The 17,454-nt window shown below is 72.5% G+C and carries 15 protein-coding genes; 8 read left to right on the forward strand and 7 right to left on the reverse strand.

Translation table 11 applies throughout. From position 1 onward, the window contains the following. Window positions 1-55: 55 nt before the first annotated feature. Complete coding sequence (locus tag OHB44_RS31795) at window positions 56-679, forward strand: DUF4232 domain-containing protein (protein WP_330439119.1); 624 nt, start codon at window positions 56-58, stop codon at window positions 677-679. Here the strand turns inward: OHB44_RS31795 and OHB44_RS31800 are convergent. Further along, window positions 669-1,535 carry an ABC transporter permease gene (locus OHB44_RS31800; protein ID WP_238683077.1) on the reverse strand — a complete coding sequence of 289 codons (867 nt, stop codon included), beginning with the start codon at window positions 1,533-1,535 and terminating at the stop codon, window positions 669-671. The genes OHB44_RS31795 and OHB44_RS31800 overlap by 11 nt on opposite strands. Then, window positions 1,535-4,399 (reverse strand): alpha/beta fold hydrolase, encoded by a 2,865-nt coding sequence (locus OHB44_RS31805; protein ID WP_330439120.1) that lies wholly within the window; start codon window positions 4,397-4,399, stop codon window positions 1,535-1,537. The genes OHB44_RS31800 and OHB44_RS31805 overlap by 1 nt, the downstream gene beginning before the upstream one ends. 372 nt (window positions 4,400-4,771) lie before the next feature. On the opposite strand from OHB44_RS31805, the gene OHB44_RS31810 reads away from it, so the two are divergent. The 7 genes from OHB44_RS31810 to OHB44_RS31840 are packed head-to-tail and all read left to right on the forward strand — an operon-like array spanning window position 4,772 to window position 13,035. Then, entirely contained in the window at window positions 4,772-5,950 is a 1,179-nt protein-coding gene (locus tag OHB44_RS31810; RefSeq protein ID WP_238683075.1) for a hypothetical protein, read from the forward strand. Further along, window positions 5,937-8,555: a sensor histidine kinase gene (locus tag OHB44_RS31815; RefSeq protein WP_238683074.1), complete on the forward strand. Its 2,619-nt coding sequence runs from the start codon at window positions 5,937-5,939 to the stop codon at window positions 8,553-8,555. The genes OHB44_RS31810 and OHB44_RS31815 overlap by 14 nt, the downstream gene beginning before the upstream one ends. Further along, window positions 8,552-9,025 carry a roadblock/LC7 domain-containing protein gene (locus OHB44_RS31820; protein WP_030490063.1) on the forward strand — a complete coding sequence of 158 codons (474 nt, stop codon included), beginning with the start codon at window positions 8,552-8,554 and terminating at the stop codon, window positions 9,023-9,025. The genes OHB44_RS31815 and OHB44_RS31820 overlap by 4 nt, the downstream gene beginning before the upstream one ends. Further along, window positions 9,022-9,510 carry a DUF742 domain-containing protein gene (locus OHB44_RS31825; RefSeq protein WP_238683073.1) on the forward strand — a complete coding sequence of 163 codons (489 nt, stop codon included), beginning with the start codon at window positions 9,022-9,024 and terminating at the stop codon, window positions 9,508-9,510. The genes OHB44_RS31820 and OHB44_RS31825 overlap by 4 nt, the downstream gene beginning before the upstream one ends. Next, on the forward strand, window positions 9,488-10,246 hold the full coding sequence (locus OHB44_RS31830; RefSeq protein WP_238683072.1) for a GTP-binding protein: 759 nt from the start codon (window positions 9,488-9,490) through the stop codon (window positions 10,244-10,246). The genes OHB44_RS31825 and OHB44_RS31830 overlap by 23 nt, the downstream gene beginning before the upstream one ends. A 38-nt stretch (window positions 10,247-10,284) precedes the next feature. Next, window positions 10,285-10,785, forward strand: coding sequence for a hypothetical protein (locus tag OHB44_RS31835; protein ID WP_266304308.1), 501 nt, complete (start codon window positions 10,285-10,287; stop codon window positions 10,783-10,785). A 36-nt stretch (window positions 10,786-10,821) separates the two neighbouring features. Beyond that, entirely contained in the window at window positions 10,822-13,035 is a 2,214-nt protein-coding gene (locus OHB44_RS31840; RefSeq protein WP_266304307.1) for an AAA family ATPase, read from the forward strand. Between the two features lie 39 nt (window positions 13,036-13,074). Here OHB44_RS31840 and OHB44_RS31845 read toward each other — a convergent pair whose 3' ends face one another. The 5 genes from OHB44_RS31845 to OHB44_RS31865 form a co-directional block, all read right to left on the reverse strand. After that, window positions 13,075-13,584, reverse strand: coding sequence for a GNAT family N-acetyltransferase (locus OHB44_RS31845; protein WP_330439128.1), 510 nt, complete (start codon window positions 13,582-13,584; stop codon window positions 13,075-13,077). A 149-nt stretch (window positions 13,585-13,733) separates the two neighbouring features. After that, window positions 13,734-14,558 carry a hypothetical protein gene (locus OHB44_RS31850; RefSeq protein ID WP_238683068.1) on the reverse strand — a complete coding sequence of 275 codons (825 nt, stop codon included), beginning with the start codon at window positions 14,556-14,558 and terminating at the stop codon, window positions 13,734-13,736. A gap of 264 nt (window positions 14,559-14,822) precedes the next feature. Then, window positions 14,823-15,236 carry a DUF3263 domain-containing protein gene (locus OHB44_RS31855; RefSeq protein ID WP_330439129.1) on the reverse strand — a complete coding sequence of 138 codons (414 nt, stop codon included), beginning with the start codon at window positions 15,234-15,236 and terminating at the stop codon, window positions 14,823-14,825. A gap of 110 nt (window positions 15,237-15,346) precedes the next feature. Next, window positions 15,347-16,363 (reverse strand): ABC transporter permease subunit, encoded by a 1,017-nt coding sequence (locus OHB44_RS31860; RefSeq protein WP_330439130.1) that lies wholly within the window; start codon window positions 16,361-16,363, stop codon window positions 15,347-15,349. Then, on the reverse strand, window positions 16,360-17,370 hold the full coding sequence (locus OHB44_RS31865) for an ABC transporter ATP-binding protein (protein ID WP_091403013.1): 1,011 nt from the start codon (window positions 17,368-17,370) through the stop codon (window positions 16,360-16,362). The genes OHB44_RS31860 and OHB44_RS31865 overlap by 4 nt, the downstream gene beginning before the upstream one ends. Window positions 17,371-17,454: the final 84 nt, after the last annotated feature.

A 17,454-nucleotide genomic window follows, 5' to 3' on the forward strand; every position in this document is an offset into this window, starting at 1 on the left:
CGGCGAGGCCGGGGCCGGGCGGCGGTGTGCCCCGCATGTGGGCGAGGATCAACAGATGATCTCCCCCGACACGGCAGCACGGCGACGCGTCACCGCTACGGTCGCGATGGCTCTCGCGCTCGGCGGCTGCACTCCCGGCGACCATCGGGGCCAGGGCGGGGACCCGAGCGGGCCGCCCCCCGCAGCGAGGGCGGAGGCGGGCCCGTCCTCCAGCACCGAGCCGTCGGCCGAGTGCCCGGCCACCGGCGTCCGGATCCGGTCGACCGGCGGGGACGCCGCGATGGGCCTGCGCGCCCTCGGCATCGAGCTGGTCAACTGCGGCGAGCACCCCTACCAGCTCAACGGGTACCCGGTGCTGCACGTGTTCGACGAAGCGCGCGAGCCGATCATGCTGCGGGTGGTCAACGGCGCCAAGGAGATCACCTTGGGCTTCGACCAACCACCCCGGCAGGTCACCCTCGCCGCCGGGGAGCGGGCCACCGCAGTGGTGCTCTGGCGCAACCTGGTCACCGACTCGACAGTGGTCGCCACAAACGGCGAGTTCCTGACCGTGGCGCCCGCCGCCGGGCAGCCGGCCGAGGAGGTCGACCCGGACGGGCCGATCGACCTCGGCAACACCGGCCGGATCGGCGTCAGCGCCTGGAAGAAGGCCGACCCGAGCAGCCCACCTACGAGGTGATGTCCTTGCGGGTGAAGCGCCAGAACGCCAACCCCCAGAACAGCGTCGCGTAGCTGATCGCCGAGATGCAGCCGCGCACCACGTCGTCGGTCTGCACCGGAGTCGACAGCAGACCCAGCCAGGCGGTGCTGAAGTGGGTGGGCAGGAAGTCGCGCAGCGCGCCCAGGGCGGTGATCTGGTCCAGGATGCTGGACAGGATCCAGAGCAGAACCGCACCACCCACAGCGCCCAGCGCGGCGTCCGTGATCACCGACAGCAGGAACGCCAGGCCGGCCACCACCAGCAGTACGACAGCCAGGTAACCCAAAACGGCCAGCAACCGGAGCAACCCCTCGGTGGGTTCCAGCTCGGCGGCGACAGTGCTGCGCAGCGGCGACCAGCCGTAGCGCAGGGTGCCGGCCAGCAACGCGGTGCCGGCCAACAGCACCAGGGCCAGTCCCGAGTACGCGAGCGCGACCACCAGCTTCACGGTCAACAACCGGGCCCGGGGCACCGGGATCGCCAACAGGTATCGCAGGCTGCCCCAGCTCGCCTCGCTGGCCACCGTGTCGCCGCAGAACAGCGCGACGACCACCACCAGCAGGAACGACGCCGACACGAAGATCGAGAACAGGGTGAAGTTGAGCCCGCCCGACGTGGCCAGCTCGACCAGGCTGGCGAACTCGTTGCGACCGTTGTCGTCGTCGCCGCCCGAGTCGAACTGGAACGCGATCAGGATGATCAGCGGCAGCAACACCATGAACCCGAGCGCCAACTGGGTCCGCCGCCGGGACGCCTGCCGACGGAACTCCGCCACGAACGGCATGGTGGCCGACGGCCGGTAACCACGGGCCTCACCCGCGTCAGTAACAACCATCACCGGTCACCGCTTCCCCGAGAGTTCTCGCCCACCAGGGCGAGGAACGCGTCCTCCAGGCGCCGCCTAGGCACCACCCGGTCCACCCCGATGCCGGCGCGCACCAGCTCCGCCACCACCTCGCTGCGGGCCGTGCCGTTGGTGTCGACCACCAGTTGGCCGTCGCTCTCCGGCAACACGCGGACCCCGTGCAGCCGGTCCAGCACCGCTCGCGCCGCCACCGGGTCGGTGACGTCGAAGAGCACGCTCGGCGACTCGCCCACGATCTCCTCCACCGGCCCGGACGCCACGATCCGGCCCTTGTTCACCACCACCGCGTGCGTGCACGTCTGCTCCACCTCGGCCAGCAGGTGACTGGAGACCAGCACCGCCCGACCGTCAGTGGCGTACCGCTGGAGCACCCGGCGCATCTCGGCGATCTGCGGCGGGTCCAGCCCGTCGGTCGGCTCGTCCAACACCAGCAGTTCGGGAAGACCGAGCATGGCCTGGGCGATGGCGAGCCGCTGGCGCATCCCGTGGCTGTAGTTCTTGATCCTCCGGTGCACCGAGTCGCCCAACCCGGCGATCTCCAGCGCCGCGTCGAACTGCGCGTCCTCCCACGGCCGCCCGGTGGCCCGCCAGTACGCCTTCAGATTGTCCAGACCCGACAGGTGCGGCAGGAAACCCGGCCCCTCCACCAGCGCCCCGATCCGGGACAGCACCGGCGAGCCGGGCACCAGCCGACGACCGAAGACGTAGATCTCCCCGGCGGTCGGCTGGGTCAGCCCCATCAGCACCCGCAGGGTGGTGGTCTTGCCGGCGCCGTTCGGCCCGAGCAGACCCACTACCTGACCGGGGTGGACCTCGAAGTCCACGTTCGACACGGCGACGAAGCCGTCCGCGTACTCCTTGCGCAGCGCGCGCACTGCCAGCGGGGTGTCCGCGTACTCCGGGTGCACCGACCGGTCCTGGCGGCGGTGTCGGCGGCGGACCAGTGCGACGACCACGACGAGCCCGATCACGATGGCGGCGAGCAGGCCGGCGAGCACCCAGCGCCAGATCGTCGCCGCGGTGGGGATCGGCTCACCGCTGACAGTGGGCAGGATGACCGCGCCGTCCGCGGCCACCGTGTAGACGGTCGGCGCGGCGGGCGTGGTGTACGCCTGGTCGGAGGTGGCCACCACCAGCCGCAACCGGTGTCCGGCCTCCACCCGGTGCACGATCCCCGGCAGCGTCACTGTGACCGGGCGGGCGTCCTGCACCTGCTGCGGAAGGCCGGTGAGCCGGATCGGGGCGACCAGGCCGTTCGGCAGGGTGGCCGCGCCGTCCGGGTCGACGTCGTAGAGCTTGACGAAGAGCACCGCCTCGCCGGTCGGCGACGCGGCCCGCACTGTGACGGTGGGCGCACCGGCCACGTCCACGGCCTCGGTCAGCGGGGTGGACTCGAACTGGGCGTGTTGGCCCGGCACGTCACCGGCCACGCCGTCCAGCAGCGAGGCGAGTCCGCCGGCGAACGGGATCGAGGAGATGGCGGCCGGGTTTCCGTTCGGCGGGTTCGCGATCGGCTGTGCCGGGCCGGCGACAGTCACCTCCCGGCGGGCGTTACCGGTGAGACCCGGGTAGTCGGGGCGGCGGAAGCCGGTGGCGACGAGGCCTCTGTCGAGCGCGTCGAAGCCGGCGATCCGCGACCAGGTGAAGTCGTCGCCGGGCGCGTCGCCCTCGCCCTTGACGTAGTGGTCGAGCCACTGGACGGTCAGGAACTTCACCCGGTCCTCGTCCGAGCGGGGTCCACTGCCACCGTCGTGCCCGCCGGTGAACCAGGCGACCCGCACCGGGGTGCCGGTGGCGGCGATGCCGCGCGCGTTGGCGTCCGCCTCACCGAGCGGGAAGAGGGTGTCCGCCTCGCCCTGCACCAGCAGGGTGGGTGCCTTGATCCGGTCCAGCACACCGGCCGGGCTGGAGCGGCGCAGCAGGTCCACGGCGGCCTGGTCGGCACGGCCGGTGGTGGCGATCCGCAGGTACGCGGCGCAGACGTCGGCGGCGAACCGACCGCAGGACGGGTCGGCGGCACCGGCCGGGGCGCCACCGGGACCGGTTCCGGGGCCGGCGCCCGGCCCGGGGCTGGGCGGGCCGGCCGACGCCGGTGCGCCCTGCGGCTGGGCGGCGGTCGCGCCGGAGAGCCCGGCCGGGCCGGAGCCGACGTTGCCGCCCCCGCCGAAGAAGAGGCCGGCCCAGCCCTTCTTGAACACACCCTCGGTCGGCGCTGCGCCGGTGCTCTCCGGCAGGAACGCACGGGAAAGATCGTTCCAAGTGATCATGGGCACGATGGCGTCGACCCGACGGTCCTGGGCGGCCAACAGCAACGCCAACCCACCGCCGTACGAGCCACCGACCACACCGACCTTCGGGTCGCCGGCGGCGTCGGTGCGCACCTCCGGCCGCGCGGCCAACCAGTCCAGCAGCCGCTCGGCGTCGCGTACCTCGTAGTCCGGGTTGTCCAGGTGGATCTCACCGCCGCTGCGGCCAAAACCCCGCGCGGTCCAGGTCAGCACCGCGTAGCCGCGCCCGGCGAACTCCTCCGCGTCGGAGCGCACCGACTCCTTCGTGCCGCCGAAGCCGTGCGCCAGCAGCACCGCCGGCACCTTCCGACCGGACGAGGCGTCGTCCGGCAGGTAGAGGGTGGTGTCCAGGTTCACCGGTTGGTCACCGGACGGTCCGGACCGGACGGTGAGCATCGCGCTCTCGGTGCGTACGCCCGGTCCCTGTGGCCACACCGCCCAGGTCACGGCGGCGGCCAACAGCACGACGACCACCGCGGCGGCGATCGCCCGGCGGCGGGTGGGCAGGGCACGCCGGAACCACGCGGCCGGCGACGGCGATGTCATGCGGCACACGGTACGGCCCGCAGCCTGAGCGTTGGCTGAGATCCGCCGTACGTCCGTCCGGTTGCCCCGATCGGTGCGCGGTGGGGTGCGAGCGCGCAACGTCCGACGCGGCACAGCGAGTTGAGTTCGGATCCCGTGAATTCCGATCTTCCACGGATATCCACCTCGATCCCTCCATGTCACACCCACAGCGGACACAGAGCGTGGCGGTAACGCGGACAAATGGTGACATGGCTCGAAGTGACGCGAACCTGACTCGCCGAGTGAGGTCTGACCAGGCGGGGGTTCGATTAGTTTTCCGGTCCGGTGCACGGGACTTGTCGGCCAGCCCGACGCCGCGCCGATCAGCGCCCCACGCCGGAGGAGACACACATGACAGTCCCCGCGCCGCGGGCCCGTCGACGGCCGTCCACGCTGGGCCGGCTGCTGCCCCTGCTGCTCATCGGAGCACTGCTGGCGCCGTTGGGCCTGCTCGTCACGTCGAACTGGCGGCAGGTCACCGACGACCGGGACCTCGCCGCCCGGGAACGGCTCGGCGTGCAGTACCTCACCGCGCTGGCGGCGGTCACCGACGCCCTCGTGGAGGCCCAGTCCAACGCGGTGAACGGCCGCCCTGTGGCCCGGGAGGCGTTGAACGGGGCTGTCGAGAAGGCCGCCGCTGTGGACGCCCGCATCGGCGGGGAACTGCTCAGCCAGGAACGCTGGGCCGGCGTACGGGCCAAGCTGGAGGCACTGCGCGGCCGCAGCGCCACCGATCCCGAGGCCGCCTACACCGCGTACGGCGAGGTCTCCGACCTGCTGCTGGCCCTGCACCGGAAGGTCCGGGAGAGCTCCGGGCTGGTCCGTGACCCCGAAGCCGACTCGTTCTTCCTCCAGGACAGCGCCGGCCAGGAGCTGCCCGAGGCGGTGGTCGGCGCCGGTCGGCTGGCCGACCTGGCCACGCTCGTCAGCCGTCGGCCGGCCGCCGAGCGACCGCGCGGCCTGCTGGAGCTGACCGGCCTGCGGGTGTCCGCCCTGACCCCTGCCGCGGACCTCGTCGACAACCTGCGCTCGGCCGTGGACGGTTCGGAGAGCACCGACCTCGGCGCCAACGTGCTGACCCCGCTGGACACCTACCAGCGTTCGGTGGAGGCGCTCGCCGGGTACTCCCTGCCAGCCAAGGAGACCGGCGTGGTCGACCCGGGCCAGTTGAGTGCCGCAGCGGTCAGCTCGCACCGCTCCGCCCGCCAACTTCAGCCGGTCATCCTCACCGAGCTGGACTCCCTGCTGGCCGAGCGCATCGACCGGCTCGACCGGGACCGCTGGCTGACCGCCGGGGCGGGTGTCATCGCCGTCCTGCTGCTGGGCTGGCTCGCGGCGATGCTGGTCGCCGCCGGTCGCCGGGCACAACGGCGGGCCGCCCTGGCCGCTACCCACGCGGAGAGTCCCGACACCCCGCCGCAGCGCGACCCGTGGCAACCGCCGACCGACGAACCGCGTGCGCTGCAACCGGTCGGCGTGGCCCGTGACCCGGAGACCGCACAGTGGGGGGCGTTCGATGCTGCTCGGTAGGCTCCGGATCCGCGGCAAGCTCGCGCTGCTCGTGGTGATTCCGCTGCTCAGCATGGTCGGCCTGGCCGTGCCGGTGATGCTCGACCGGATCACCGCGGCACAGCGGGCCGGCGACACCGCCGAACGCGTCCGGCTCGCCAGCCGGGTCGGCAGCCTGGTCCAGGACCTCCAGCAGGAACGCATCCTCTCCGTCGGCTTCCTGCTCGGCCGGGTCGAACGCGGTGAGCTGGTCCGTAAGTCCGCCGACGTGGACGACCGGGTTGCCGACCTGCGGGCGGCGCGGAGCGACGCGCTGACCGACGAGGTCGACAGCGCCCTCGACGGCGTGTCCAGCCTCGTCGAGCTGCGCACGGCAGTCCTGGCCCGAGCCGCCAAACCGGGTCAGGTGATGGACGCGTTCGGCCCGGTCAACAAGGGGATCATCGAGTCGCTGCGGCTGGTGGTCGGGGTGGACACCGACACGTTGCCGGGCCGTCAGGTGCTCGCCCTCGACGGGCTGCTCCGCGCCGACGAGGGCCTGGGGACCTGCGCCACCCTGAGCCTGTTAGTCAAGGCGATCGGCACACCGGAAACCACCGCCGGGTACGTGGCGTGCATCGCCGCGCTCATGGTCGACAACTCGCGCTTCCGCAGCCTGATCACGCCCGAGCAGCTCAAGGTGGCCCAGCTCAACGACGCCGCCGTGGCCGCGCGTACCCAACCCGACTTCCTGATCAGGAGCGCCCGCGATCCGGCGGCCGCGGTCAGCGATGTGACGATCGAGGCCCTGTTCCCGGCCGTCCGCACGATGATCCGGCTCGGCCAGTTCGTCGAGAAGAAGCTGATCGCCGACGTGCTCGCCGAGGTGACGGCCGAGCAGCGGCGCGCGCTGACCGCCGCGTACCTGGTCGGCGCCGCGGCGGCGTTGATCCTGACGCTGGTCGTGCTGCTCAGCGTGGCGGTGGCGCGGACGGTGGCCCGACCGCTGACCCGACTCACCCGCTCGGCCGACCGGGTCGCCCGGGTCGCCGAGGCGGAGCTGGTCCGGGTCACCGACGACGAGGCGGAAAGACACCATGCGGTCCGGCTGGAGCCGGTGGACATCCGCGCCAACGACGAGATCGGCGACCTGGCGCGGGCCTTCGACAGGGTGCAGAACACCGCGGCGCAACTGGTCGAACGGCAGGTCGCCGGCCGACGCAACGTGGCGCAGATGTTCGGCCACGTCGGACGGCGTACCCAGAACCTGGTGGGTCGGCAGATCGCGCTGATCGACCGGCTGGAGCAGCAGGAGGCCGACCCGGGCCGCCTGGAGCACCTGTACCGACTCGACCACATCTCCAGCCGGTTGCGGCGCAACGCCGGCAGCCTCGTGGTGCTCTCCGGCTCGGCCGGGGCCGACGCGCACACCGCGCCGGTGCCGCTGGCCGACGTGGTCCGGTTGGCGCTCGGTGAGATCGAGGATTACACCCGGGTGGAGGTGCAGGTGCCGGCGGGCGTCTCGGCCGCTCCGGCGGTGGTCGGTGACCTCGTCCTGGCGCTGGCCGAGCTGATGGAGAACGCCACGGTCTTCTCTCCGCCGCACACCCGGGTACTGGTGGCCGCCGAGACGTCCGGCCTCGGCGCACGGCTCACGGTGGTGGACCACGGCATCGGCATGAGCGAGCAACGCATGGCCGAGGAGAACGCCCGGCTCACCCGCCGGGAACGGCTCGACCTGGCCCCGACCGAGGTCCTCGGTCTCTTCGTGGTGGGCCGGTTGGCCCGCCGGCACGGCTGGCAGGTCGCCCTGGCCGCCACCGGCGGCGGAGGGGTGACCGCGCAGCTGGAGATCCCTTCGACGTCGCTGGTGCTACGCCGCGCCGACCGTGCCGGGGCCACAGTGGCCCGCGCGGCGGTGCCGGATCGGGACCGGCGTACGACGGCGACGCCCCACCCCGAGCACGAAGCGCGGCCCAGCGCGGTGGCCGTCGCCGCGCCGGCCCGCTTCGACTCGGATCTGCTGAGCCGGGCCACCCTCAGCCTGGACGCCGGCCCGTCCTGGAACGCGTTCGGTAGGGGCCAGCCGGAGCAGGCCGTTCCCGAACCCCAGAACCCGGAACCGGTGGGCAAGCCGGGCGGGCCACGGGTGCGGCAGCGGGTGCCCGGGGCCACACTGCACGCCACCGCCCCGACGACCCGGCCGGTGGACGCCACCAGCGCGGACCCCGCCGCGGCCCGCGCGCTGGTCGAGGCCTTCCAAGCCGGTGTACGCCGCGCCGAACTGCACGTGGCGCCGGGCCTCGACGGCGCGTCGGCGCGGACGGCCAGCGACCCGTCGGCCGGGGCCGGGGCGGCCGTGGTGGACTTGGGCACGACCGTCGACCTACCCAGCACCCCGGGAGGCGCCGGCCCCACGGTGCCGCGTGGTGGTGGCTCGACCGATGCCGCACCGGAGCGGCCCCGGTTGAGCCGACGGGTGCCGGGAGCGAACCTCACCGCCATCCCGGTCTGCCAACCGCCCAGCACCAACCTCGGTGACCCGAACGAGGTCCGCGACCTCATCAGCGAGTTCGAGGCGGGCGTCGCCCGCGCTCTCCGCGAAGTCAGCCCCGACCACCGGAACGAAGAAGGATCATCACGGTGACCAGCCCCTTCCTGCACGACAATGTCGACCAGACTCAGCCCAGCGCCAATGGGGACCTCAGCCCGGAGGCCCGTACGTTCAACTGGCTGCTGGACTCCTTCACCTCCAGCACCGCCGGGGTCCTGGAGGCGATCGCGGTCTCCTCGGACGGTCTGCTGATGGCCATGTCGGCGATCAAGGATCGGTCCAACGCGGAGCGGTTGGCCGCCGTCGTGTCCGGAATGACCAGCCTCGCCGGTGGGGCCGCCAGTTGGTACGCCCTCGGCGGCCTGAACCGGGTGATCGTCGACATGGCCGACGGCTACCTGCTGATCAGCGCGATCAGCAGTGGTTCCGTGCTCGGGGTGGTCGCCGACCGTTCGGCGAACCTGGGCACCGTCGCGTACGAGATGACGCTCTTCGCCGGGCGGGCCGGTGGCGCCCTGACCCCGCGACTGATCGTCGAGTTGAAGAACGCCGTTCAGCAGTGACCCCCGACGTCGCCGGCGAGGATCCGGATCCGGACCCGAGGGTTCGGATCCGACCGTACCTGCGCACGTCACCCCCGACCGGGGTGGGCGCGGCGGCGACACCGGCGCTGCCCGAGCCGGAGCCGGACGGGGACCAACCCACCGGTCCCCGCCCGTTCGTGCTCACCTCCGGGCGGGTCGCGGGCGCCGACCCGGCGATCGGGCTGGAGACCCAGGTGACCGCCCGCATGGACAGCGGCTGGTGGGCCGGCCCACCCGGCGCGCTGCTGGCACCGGAACTTCAGACCATCATCGCGCTCTGCCTCGAGCCGATCTCGGTGGCCGAGATCTCGGCCCGCGCCCGACTGCACTTCGGCGTGACGCGGGTCCTGGTCGGCGATCTACGCGCCGCCGGGCACCTGGACGTGCACGTGACCGACACCGACGACGCTGTCGACCCCGATCTCATCCTGCGAGTGATTGATGGACTCCGTGCGATCTCCTGAATGGCCGGTCGCCCCGCTCGGCGGGGTCGCCGCGAACAGCGCCGCCGCCCGTTACGGCATGTCCCCGGGCACCGGGCCGATAGTCGGACGGGCCGGCCCCCCGCCGACCGCGCCGCCTCCGTACCGGCCCCCGGCCGGCGCGGGGTCGACGTCGCCTCCGTCCGGTAAGCCGGCCGCACCGCCGATCCCGGTCAAGATCCTGGTGGCCGGTGGGTTCGGGGTGGGCAAGACCACCACAGTGGGTGCGATCTCCGAGATCGCGCCACTGACCACTGAGGCCGAGATGACCACCGCCGGGATCGGCGTCGACGACCCGGGTGCCCGGTCCACCAAGACCACCACCACTGTGGCGATGGATTTCGGCTGCGTGACCATCGACCGCAGCCTGAAGCTCTACCTGTTCGGCACGCCGGGGCAGACCCGGTTCGGCTTCATGTGGGACGACCTGGCCCGGGGAGCGCTCGGCGCGCTGGTGGTGGTGGACAGCGCCCGACTGGACGACTGCTTCCCGGCCATCGACTTCTTCGAGCGGGCCGGGCTGCCGTTCGTCGTCGGGGTCAACGCCTTCGACGGGCGGCTGGCCCTGGAACTCGGCGAGATCCGTTGGGCGCTGGCCATCGGTGACCATGTGCCCCTGGTGCAGTTCGATGCCCGCGACCGGCTCTCGGTGCGGGACGCACTACTTGTCGTCCTGGACCGCGCGCTGGACCGCGCTACCCGGGACAGGAGGGCCTGAGCCGACCAGCTCCGGCCGTGGCGGGAAGAGGTGATCTGGTGAGGGGCGACCTGGACGAGACGCTGGCCCGGCTGGCCCGACGTGTGGAGGCGTCACGCCGTCGGGCCGCCGACCGTGACGACACCACAGCACCGTCGAGCCCGCCCGGCCTCGGCGGTGACACCCGCAACGCCCGGTCGGGCCGGCACGCGGGGGTGGAGACTCCGAGCGAGGTGGCCGGCTGGGGGCCGGTCGAGGAGGTGGCCGAGGCGGTCCGCCAGGTCGTCGGGGCGTACCCCGGGCTGGCGGTGACAGTGCAGGTGGAGCACGCCGGGCGGACGTACCCGATGCGGGTCTCCTGGGACGGGCCTGCCGTCACTGTCGGACCCGTTGCCCCGCCGACACCCGTGGAACCCCCGCCGGCCTGGCCGCTGTCCGGCCGGACGGTGCCCGCCTGGGCACCCGGTCCGGACGGGTTGACGCCGGACCCGGCGGCCCGGTTGGCCGAGCTGATCCGAAGCGACCCGACGCTGTTGGACGAGCTGGATCCGCGGCGCTGACCGGCGGGGCTGGCTGACGGCGGCTACGGTCGGGCAGTGGCGCAACCCGACCTGACCCTGACGGCGAGCCTGCGGCCGGCGGCGCTCGACGCCCGACGGGGCATCGTGCGCCTGCACCCGGAGGCGCTGACAGCGCTGGGGCTGCGCCCCGGCGACCCGGTCCGCCTTGTCGGCCGCCGCGAGACGGCCGGGATCGCCGCGGCGGCCGGGCCGGGCGCGAGCAGCGCCCTGCTGTACGCCGACGACCTGACGTTGGGCAACCTGGGTCTGCGCGACGGCGGTCAGGTGCGGGTGAGCCCGGTGCCGTTGGTCTCGGCGAGCCGGGTCGTCCTGGCCGGGCCGGTGGGGGTCGTCGCGGCGGTCAGCCCGGAGATGCTCCGGCTGGCCCTGCTGGGCAAGGTGCTCACCGCCGGGGACGACGTGTCGCTGCTGCCGCAGGACGTGCTGCCGGACGCCTCGGTCCGCAGCCTGGTCGAGGCGGCACGACGCAGCCTCGCCAACACCGTCGGTTTCGCCTGGACCAGCACGCTGCTCAGCGTGGTCACTGTCGAGCCGGCGACCGGCGCCCTGGTCACCATGGACACGTCGGTTGCCTGGGAGCACGGTGCGACGACCCACGGCGGGCCCGCCCCGGCCGGCGCCACGTCGACCCGGCCGGGTACGAGCGCCGACACCGTTGCGGCGGAGGACGCGCCCGACGTGGACGAGTTGCCCGGGCTGCGGGCCCAGGCCGAGGAACTGACCGAACTGCTGGACCTCGGCTTCCACCACCGGGAGGTGCTGGGTCGACTGGGCACCACCATCTCGTTGGGGGTGTTGCTCGTCGGCCCGGCGGGCTCCGGGAAGTCGGCGCTGGTCCGGGCCGTGGCCGCCCGGGTCGGTGCGCGCGTTCACCCGCTCTGGGCGCCGGAGGTGGCCGCGTTGACCAGTCAGGCCGCCGCCGAGCGGTTGCGCGTCGCGGCATCGGCGGCACGGGCCGAAGGCCCGGCGGTACTGCTGGTCACCGACGTCGAGGCGCTCGCACCCGCTGACGACCCCGGTCCGGTGGCGACGGTGTTCCGTCAGGTGCTCGCGGAGAGCATTCGGGCCGGCGTCGCAGTGGTCTGCACGACCGGCCGACCGGAGGCGGTCGACTCCGCGCTTCGCGCGCCCGACCTGCTGTCGCTGCGGATCAGCGTCCCGCTCCCGGATCAGGCGCTACGCCGCGAACAGCTCACAGTGCTGACCCGGCAGGTGCCGTTGGCCGACGACGTCCGGCTCGACGAGGTGGCCGCGCGTACCCCCGGGTTCGTCGCTGCGGATCTGGCCGCACTGGTCCGGGAGGCCGGGGTACGCGCGGCGCTGCGGCAGAAGTCCGCCGAGACGCCGACGGTGTCGATGGCCGACTTCACCGCCGCCCGGGAGGTGGTCCGGCCCACCACGATGGCGGCGTCCACGCTGGATCTGGCCTCGGTGACACTGGACGACGTGGGTGGCCTGGACGAGGTCAAACAGACGCTGACCGAGTCGGTGCTGTGGCCGTTGACCTACCCGGACACCTTTGCCCGGCTCGGCGTGCAGCCGCCGCGCGGCGTGCTGCTCTACGGGCCGCCGGGCTGCGGCAAGACCTACCTGGTCACCGCGCTGGCCGGGTCGGGGCGGGCCAACGTGCTGTCGGTCAAGGGGGCGGAACTGCTCTCCAAGTGGGTCGGTGAGAGCGAACGCGCGGTTCGCGAGCTGTTCCGTCGGGCCCGGGAAGCGGCCCCCACGCTGATCTTCCTGGACGAGGTGGACGCGCTGGCGCCGGTACGCGGCCAGGCCACCGACGGGGGCACCACGGACCGGGTGGTCGCCGCCCTGCTCACCGAGTTGGACGGGGTGGAGACGCTGCGCAACGTGGTGGTGGTCGGTGCGACGAACCGGCCGGACCTGGTCGACCCGGCGTTGCTGCGGCCGGGCCGGTTGGAGCGGCTGGTCTACGTGCCGCCGCCGGACGGGCCCGCCCGCGCGGAGATCCTGCGGGCCGCGTCCCGGCAGGTGCCGCTGGCACCGGACGTCGACCTGCCGGCTCTCGGTGACGAGCTGACCGGCTTCTCCGCCGCGGACTGCGCGGCGCTGATTCGCGAGGCGGCGCTGGCCGCGATGCGGGAGTCGCTCGCCGCCGCCACTGTCACCGCCGAGCACGTGTCGACAGCGCGGGCCCGGGTACGACCGTCGCTGGACCCGGCGCAGGTCGCCGGCCTGGCCGCGTACGCCGCCAACCGGGAGTGATCAGACCAGCGCAACCTTTCGCCGGCCCCGACGGGCAGCTCAGAAGGCGGGCGGCGTCGAATCGAGGCAGATCTCGGCGCGTACCGTGCCGTCGTCCTCGCGCAGTTTCGCGCCACACTTCTCCAAGACGGCGACCGCGCCGATGTTGTCCGCGGTCGTCTCGGCGACCACCGCCCGCATACCCGCCCGAGCGGCGGCGTTCAGCAACTCTCGCAGGGCGGCCGCGCCGATCCCCTGCCCCCGTGCCGACCGGCCGAGCCACATCCCGGTATCCACGGTGCGCGGCTCATCACAGCGCGTCATCCGGACCATGCCCATCACCTCGCCGCCGACGAGGATGGCGTACATCTGCGAGCCGGTTGGGCCGTCCAGCCCGCCGAAGCTTGCCCGATGGAATTCGCGGAACGCCTCGCGACGGGCGAGCGACCAGCCGGCGGGTGCCTCGACCGGGGGCATCACATCACCCGGCTCCGCCTCCGCAGCCGCTACGGAGAGCAACGGCTCCAGGTTCCGTTCGTCCACCGGCTCCAGCCGGACCGCACCCGCCACGTGCCGCAGTCTGCCGCCCTCATCGGCCGAAGTCCACCCCATTGGCCATCCACTGGCGGTCCGGACAGCGGTACCGGCCGGTCGGGCGGCCCGGGTGTTCCACATCACGCTCTGTTGTCACCCGACCGGGTGTCACCGGCCCGAAACGCCTACCCGAACTCGCAGAACACCACCGACGCGTCGTCGGTGGGCTTGTGCCGGCGAAGCCGATCGGGATGGTCGCGCTCGGCGTCCCGCACCCTGTCGATCAACGCGCCCGGACCGTCGGCGCTCAGCAGGTCCAGCAGACCGGTCCAGTCGGTCAACGCGAACTGCTCCACCGCGCTGGACGCGCCGTCACTGAGCAGCGCCGCCCGCCGTAGTGCCCCCGGACCGTGTCGGGGCGCGGTCCCGGTGACCGCGTGGAAGGCCGCGTCCGGGTCGGAGGCCGCCACCCAGTAGCCGTGGGTGCGGTTCATCCGCTCCCGCTGGACGCTCACGGCGTGCCGGAACCGGGTGACCGGGTCCGCCGCGCCGCCCGGCACGACGGCCACTGTCTCCCGCAGCTCCGCCATCGCCGCGTCCAGCCGGTTGTCGGTGACCACGCTGACCTGCCCGCCGGCGTCGAGGACGAGCGGGCTGTCGCAGAGCACCAGGTAGTCCACCTGGTCGCCGCAGTCCCGCAGGAGGCAGACAGTGCTGGACGGGGTGCCCGGGTGGTCGAGGTCGCACTGCCCGCCGTGGTCGGCGCGCACCGCGAGGATCGCCGCGGCCAGATTGCTGGTCAGCCGGGCGGCCGGGCGTACCGCCTCGGCGACGCCGATCCGGGCCGCCAGGTGCCGGACGTACCACTCGGGCCCGTGCACGCAACCGGTGTCGAAGCCGTCCGGCACCGTCGCGCCGTCCAGGACACCGACCAGCGGGCCGAACCGGAAGACCAGATCCTCGTTGACCGGCCGACCCGGGGACGGCGCGGACGCGGAGCGTACCTGCATCACCGGTGCTCCCACCTGCGGTTGGTGGCGGTCATTTGTCGCTCCCTCCGTCGCCTCCGGCCACCTGCCGGCGCCCCGGAGCGCTCCCCGCGTACCCCTTGGGCCTGGCGACATTCCTGCAGGCGACAAACGCTGCGATCTTGCACTTTGTGTCCCGACAAAGACGCACAAAAGACGCGAATCGACGACAGTAAGTGCAAGATCGCGGGATTGCGCGGGAGCGCGCGGGAGCGCGCGGGAGCGCGCGGAGCGCGGAGCGCGCGGTTAACGGCGGCGGTTACGGGCGCGCGACGAGCGCAACCGTCGGAGTCGGCTGATCAGCACGGGGTCGGCGGCCAGGGCTGCCGGATTGTCCAGCAGGCCGTTGAGCAGCTGGTAGTACCGGGTCGACGAGATCCCGAAGGTGTCCCGGACGGCCTGCTCCTTGGCGCCGGCGTGCCGCCACCACTGCTGCTCGAAGGCGAGGATGGCCCGCTCCCGCTCGGTCAGCCCCGCCGCCGGATCAGCCGGATCAGTGGGCTGCGCCGAGTCGTCGGCGGGTGGTGCCAGCTCGTCGGTGGTCTCGATGGGCGGCGCCGGTCGGGGGTTCGGGACTGTCGGCCCGGCAGCACCCGCGACCTCACCCGGACGAGCGTCGATGGACGGCTCGGGGGCGGCCGGGGTGGTGTCGGCGGACATGTCGTTCAGCCTAGTCAGCGGCGACCAGGGACGCAGCAGGCGGCGCGGCCGGTCCTCACCGCCGGGAACCCCGACGGCCGGGCCGGCCGCGCCGCGTCACTGCGGCCAGGTCAGGAGATGTCGCGGCGACGCATCGCCCAGAGCGCCGCCCCGAGGATCACCACCACCCCGACCGAGAGCAGGACGGAGGACTGCTGCCAGGTGATCTCCATCGTGGCCGGCTTGCACTCCCCGTAGTAGGTCGCGTTGCAGGCGTTCCAGTCCTCCAGCTTGACCGTCTTCGTCATCCAGGCCACCGCGTAGGTGGGCAGCAGCCACGCCTCGGCGAACCGCACGCCGGCCATGGAGAGCAGGATGCCCAGGCCGAACTGGCCGACCACCATCACCGCCACCACGCCACCGAGGGCCATCGCTGTGTGCCGACCGAGCGAGGCGAGGGCGAAGCCGATGGTGGTGAGCACCAACACCAGCACCACACCGCGTACGCCGGTCAGCATGAACGACTGCCAGACCCCCGAGGTCATCTTCTCGGTGCTGCCCCGGAGGTTGGCGATCGCCCAGAACCCGGCAAACCACAGCACCGCGGCAGGCAGCGTCACCGCCAGGATGCCGGTGAGCAGGGCGGCCAGCTTGGTGAGCAGTACGGTGAGCCGCTTCGGCCGCCAGAGCAACAGGTTCATCATGCCGCCGGTGCTCCACTCGGCACCGACGAAGGACGCGCCGATGACGAACCCGACCAGGGCGAGGATCGCCGCGAACGGGATCAGTGTCTCGTCGAACGTCTCCTTGAAGTCGAACGTCGACGGCAGGAACCACTCAGCCTTGATCTCCTCCCGGGGCGGCGGAGTGATCACCGAGCAGTCGTCCGGGTAGCGGCCTTCGGTCGCCGTGCCGGAGGTCTTGGCCTGCGCACACGCGACGCGCTCCTGCTCGCTCCAGCGCACCTGCTCCTGGTACTGCTGGTCGGCCTGACGCTCGGCCCGGGCGAGCTGGCCGGCGTCGATCTTCTGGTTGGTGAAGAACACCCCGACCACCACCGCGGCCAGCACCAGCAGGCCGAGCAGTGTCATGTAGCGGGTGAAACGCCGCTTGCTGAGCCGGCGCAGCTCGGTACGAAAGAGGCTCACGCGCCCCACCCTCCCCCGGCGGGACCGGGCTGACCCGTCCCACCGACCTTCATGGACTCGTCGACCTGCCGGTGCTGGCCGGGTACCGGCGCGGTGGCGGTCAATTCGAGGAAGACGCTCTCCAGGTCGACGGCGATCGGCGCCAACTCACTGACGTAGAGGTTCTTCTCGGCGAGCAGCCGGGTCACCGACGCCGGCTTGTCGACGCCGGCCAGCATCAGGTGGTCCGGGTGACCGGTGACCCTGATCCCGGCCTGGGTGAGCGCCTCGGTGGCCACCGGCAGGTCGCTGACCGCTTCCAACCGGATCCGGACCGCACCTGACGAGTGCTGCGCGAGCACCTCGTCGACCGGGCCGAACGCGACCCGCCTGCCCAGCGAGATGATGGTGACCGAGTCGCAGATCAGCTGGATCTCACCGAGGATGTGACTGGACAGCACCACTGTCATTCCGGACTCGGCGAGGGTGCGCATCAGCGTGCGCATCTCCCGGATGCCGCCCGGGTCGAGGCCGTTGGCCGGCTCGTCGAGGATGAGCAACTTCGGGTTCTTCAGCAGGGCCGAGGCCACGGCGAGCCGCTGTTTCATGCCCAACGAGTACGTCTTGACCCGCTCGCCGGACCGGTCGCGCAGTCCGACGAGTTCCAGCACCTCGTCGACCCGCACGGCCGGCACCTCGCCTGCCCCCGCGAGCAGGGACAGCGTGTCCCGGGCCGTGAAGTGCGGGAAGAACTGCGGGCTCTCCACGATCGCGCCGACCTGGCCGGCGACAGTGGGCAGCGCGTCGGGAACCTCGTGCCCGAGCAGCGCCATCCGGCCACCGTCGGGCCGGATCAGGCCGAGCAGCGTACGCAGCGTGGTGGTCTTGCCGGACCCGTTGGGACCCAGGAAGCCGTGCACCTGCCCCGCGTCGACCCGCATGTCGAAGCCGTCGAGCGCATTGCGGGTGCCGCGTCGACGACTCTTGTACGTCTTACGTAGACCTTCGATCTCCAGGACAGCTGGCAAGCTGCACCTCCCCCGATGGGTGGGCGTGACAGCCGACACCATACGCGGTATGCAGAAGCGCGCAATACGCGGTATGCATCGACG

Source organism: Micromonospora sp. NBC_00821 (genome assembly GCF_036347035.1).
GTDB lineage: Bacteria > Actinomycetota > Actinomycetes > Mycobacteriales > Micromonosporaceae > Micromonospora > Micromonospora hortensis.

Excerpts from the sequence above, each read along its gene's own strand:
- OHB44_RS31800 (WP_238683077.1), bottom strand. The coding sequence starts at position 1,535 with ATGGTTGTTACTGACGCGGGTGAGGCCCGTGGTTACCGGCCGTCGGCC.
- OHB44_RS31805 (WP_330439120.1), bottom strand. The coding sequence starts at position 4,399 with ATGACATCGCCGTCGCCGGCCGCGTGGTTCCGGCGTGCCCTGCCCACC.
- OHB44_RS31830 (WP_238683072.1), top strand. The coding sequence starts at position 9,488 with ATGGACTCCGTGCGATCTCCTGAATGGCCGGTCGCCCCGCTCGGCGGG.
- OHB44_RS31810 (WP_238683075.1), top strand. The coding sequence starts at position 4,772 with ATGACAGTCCCCGCGCCGCGGGCCCGTCGACGGCCGTCCACGCTGGGC.
- OHB44_RS31850 (WP_238683068.1), bottom strand. The coding sequence starts at position 14,558 with ATGCAGGTACGCTCCGCGTCCGCGCCGTCCCCGGGTCGGCCGGTCAAC.
- OHB44_RS31795 (WP_330439119.1), top strand. The coding sequence starts at position 56 with ATGATCTCCCCCGACACGGCAGCACGGCGACGCGTCACCGCTACGGTC.
- OHB44_RS31855 (WP_330439129.1), bottom strand. The coding sequence starts at position 15,236 with ATGTCCGCCGACACCACCCCGGCCGCCCCCGAGCCGTCCATCGACGCT.
- OHB44_RS31815 (WP_238683074.1), top strand. The coding sequence starts at position 5,937 with ATGCTGCTCGGTAGGCTCCGGATCCGCGGCAAGCTCGCGCTGCTCGTG.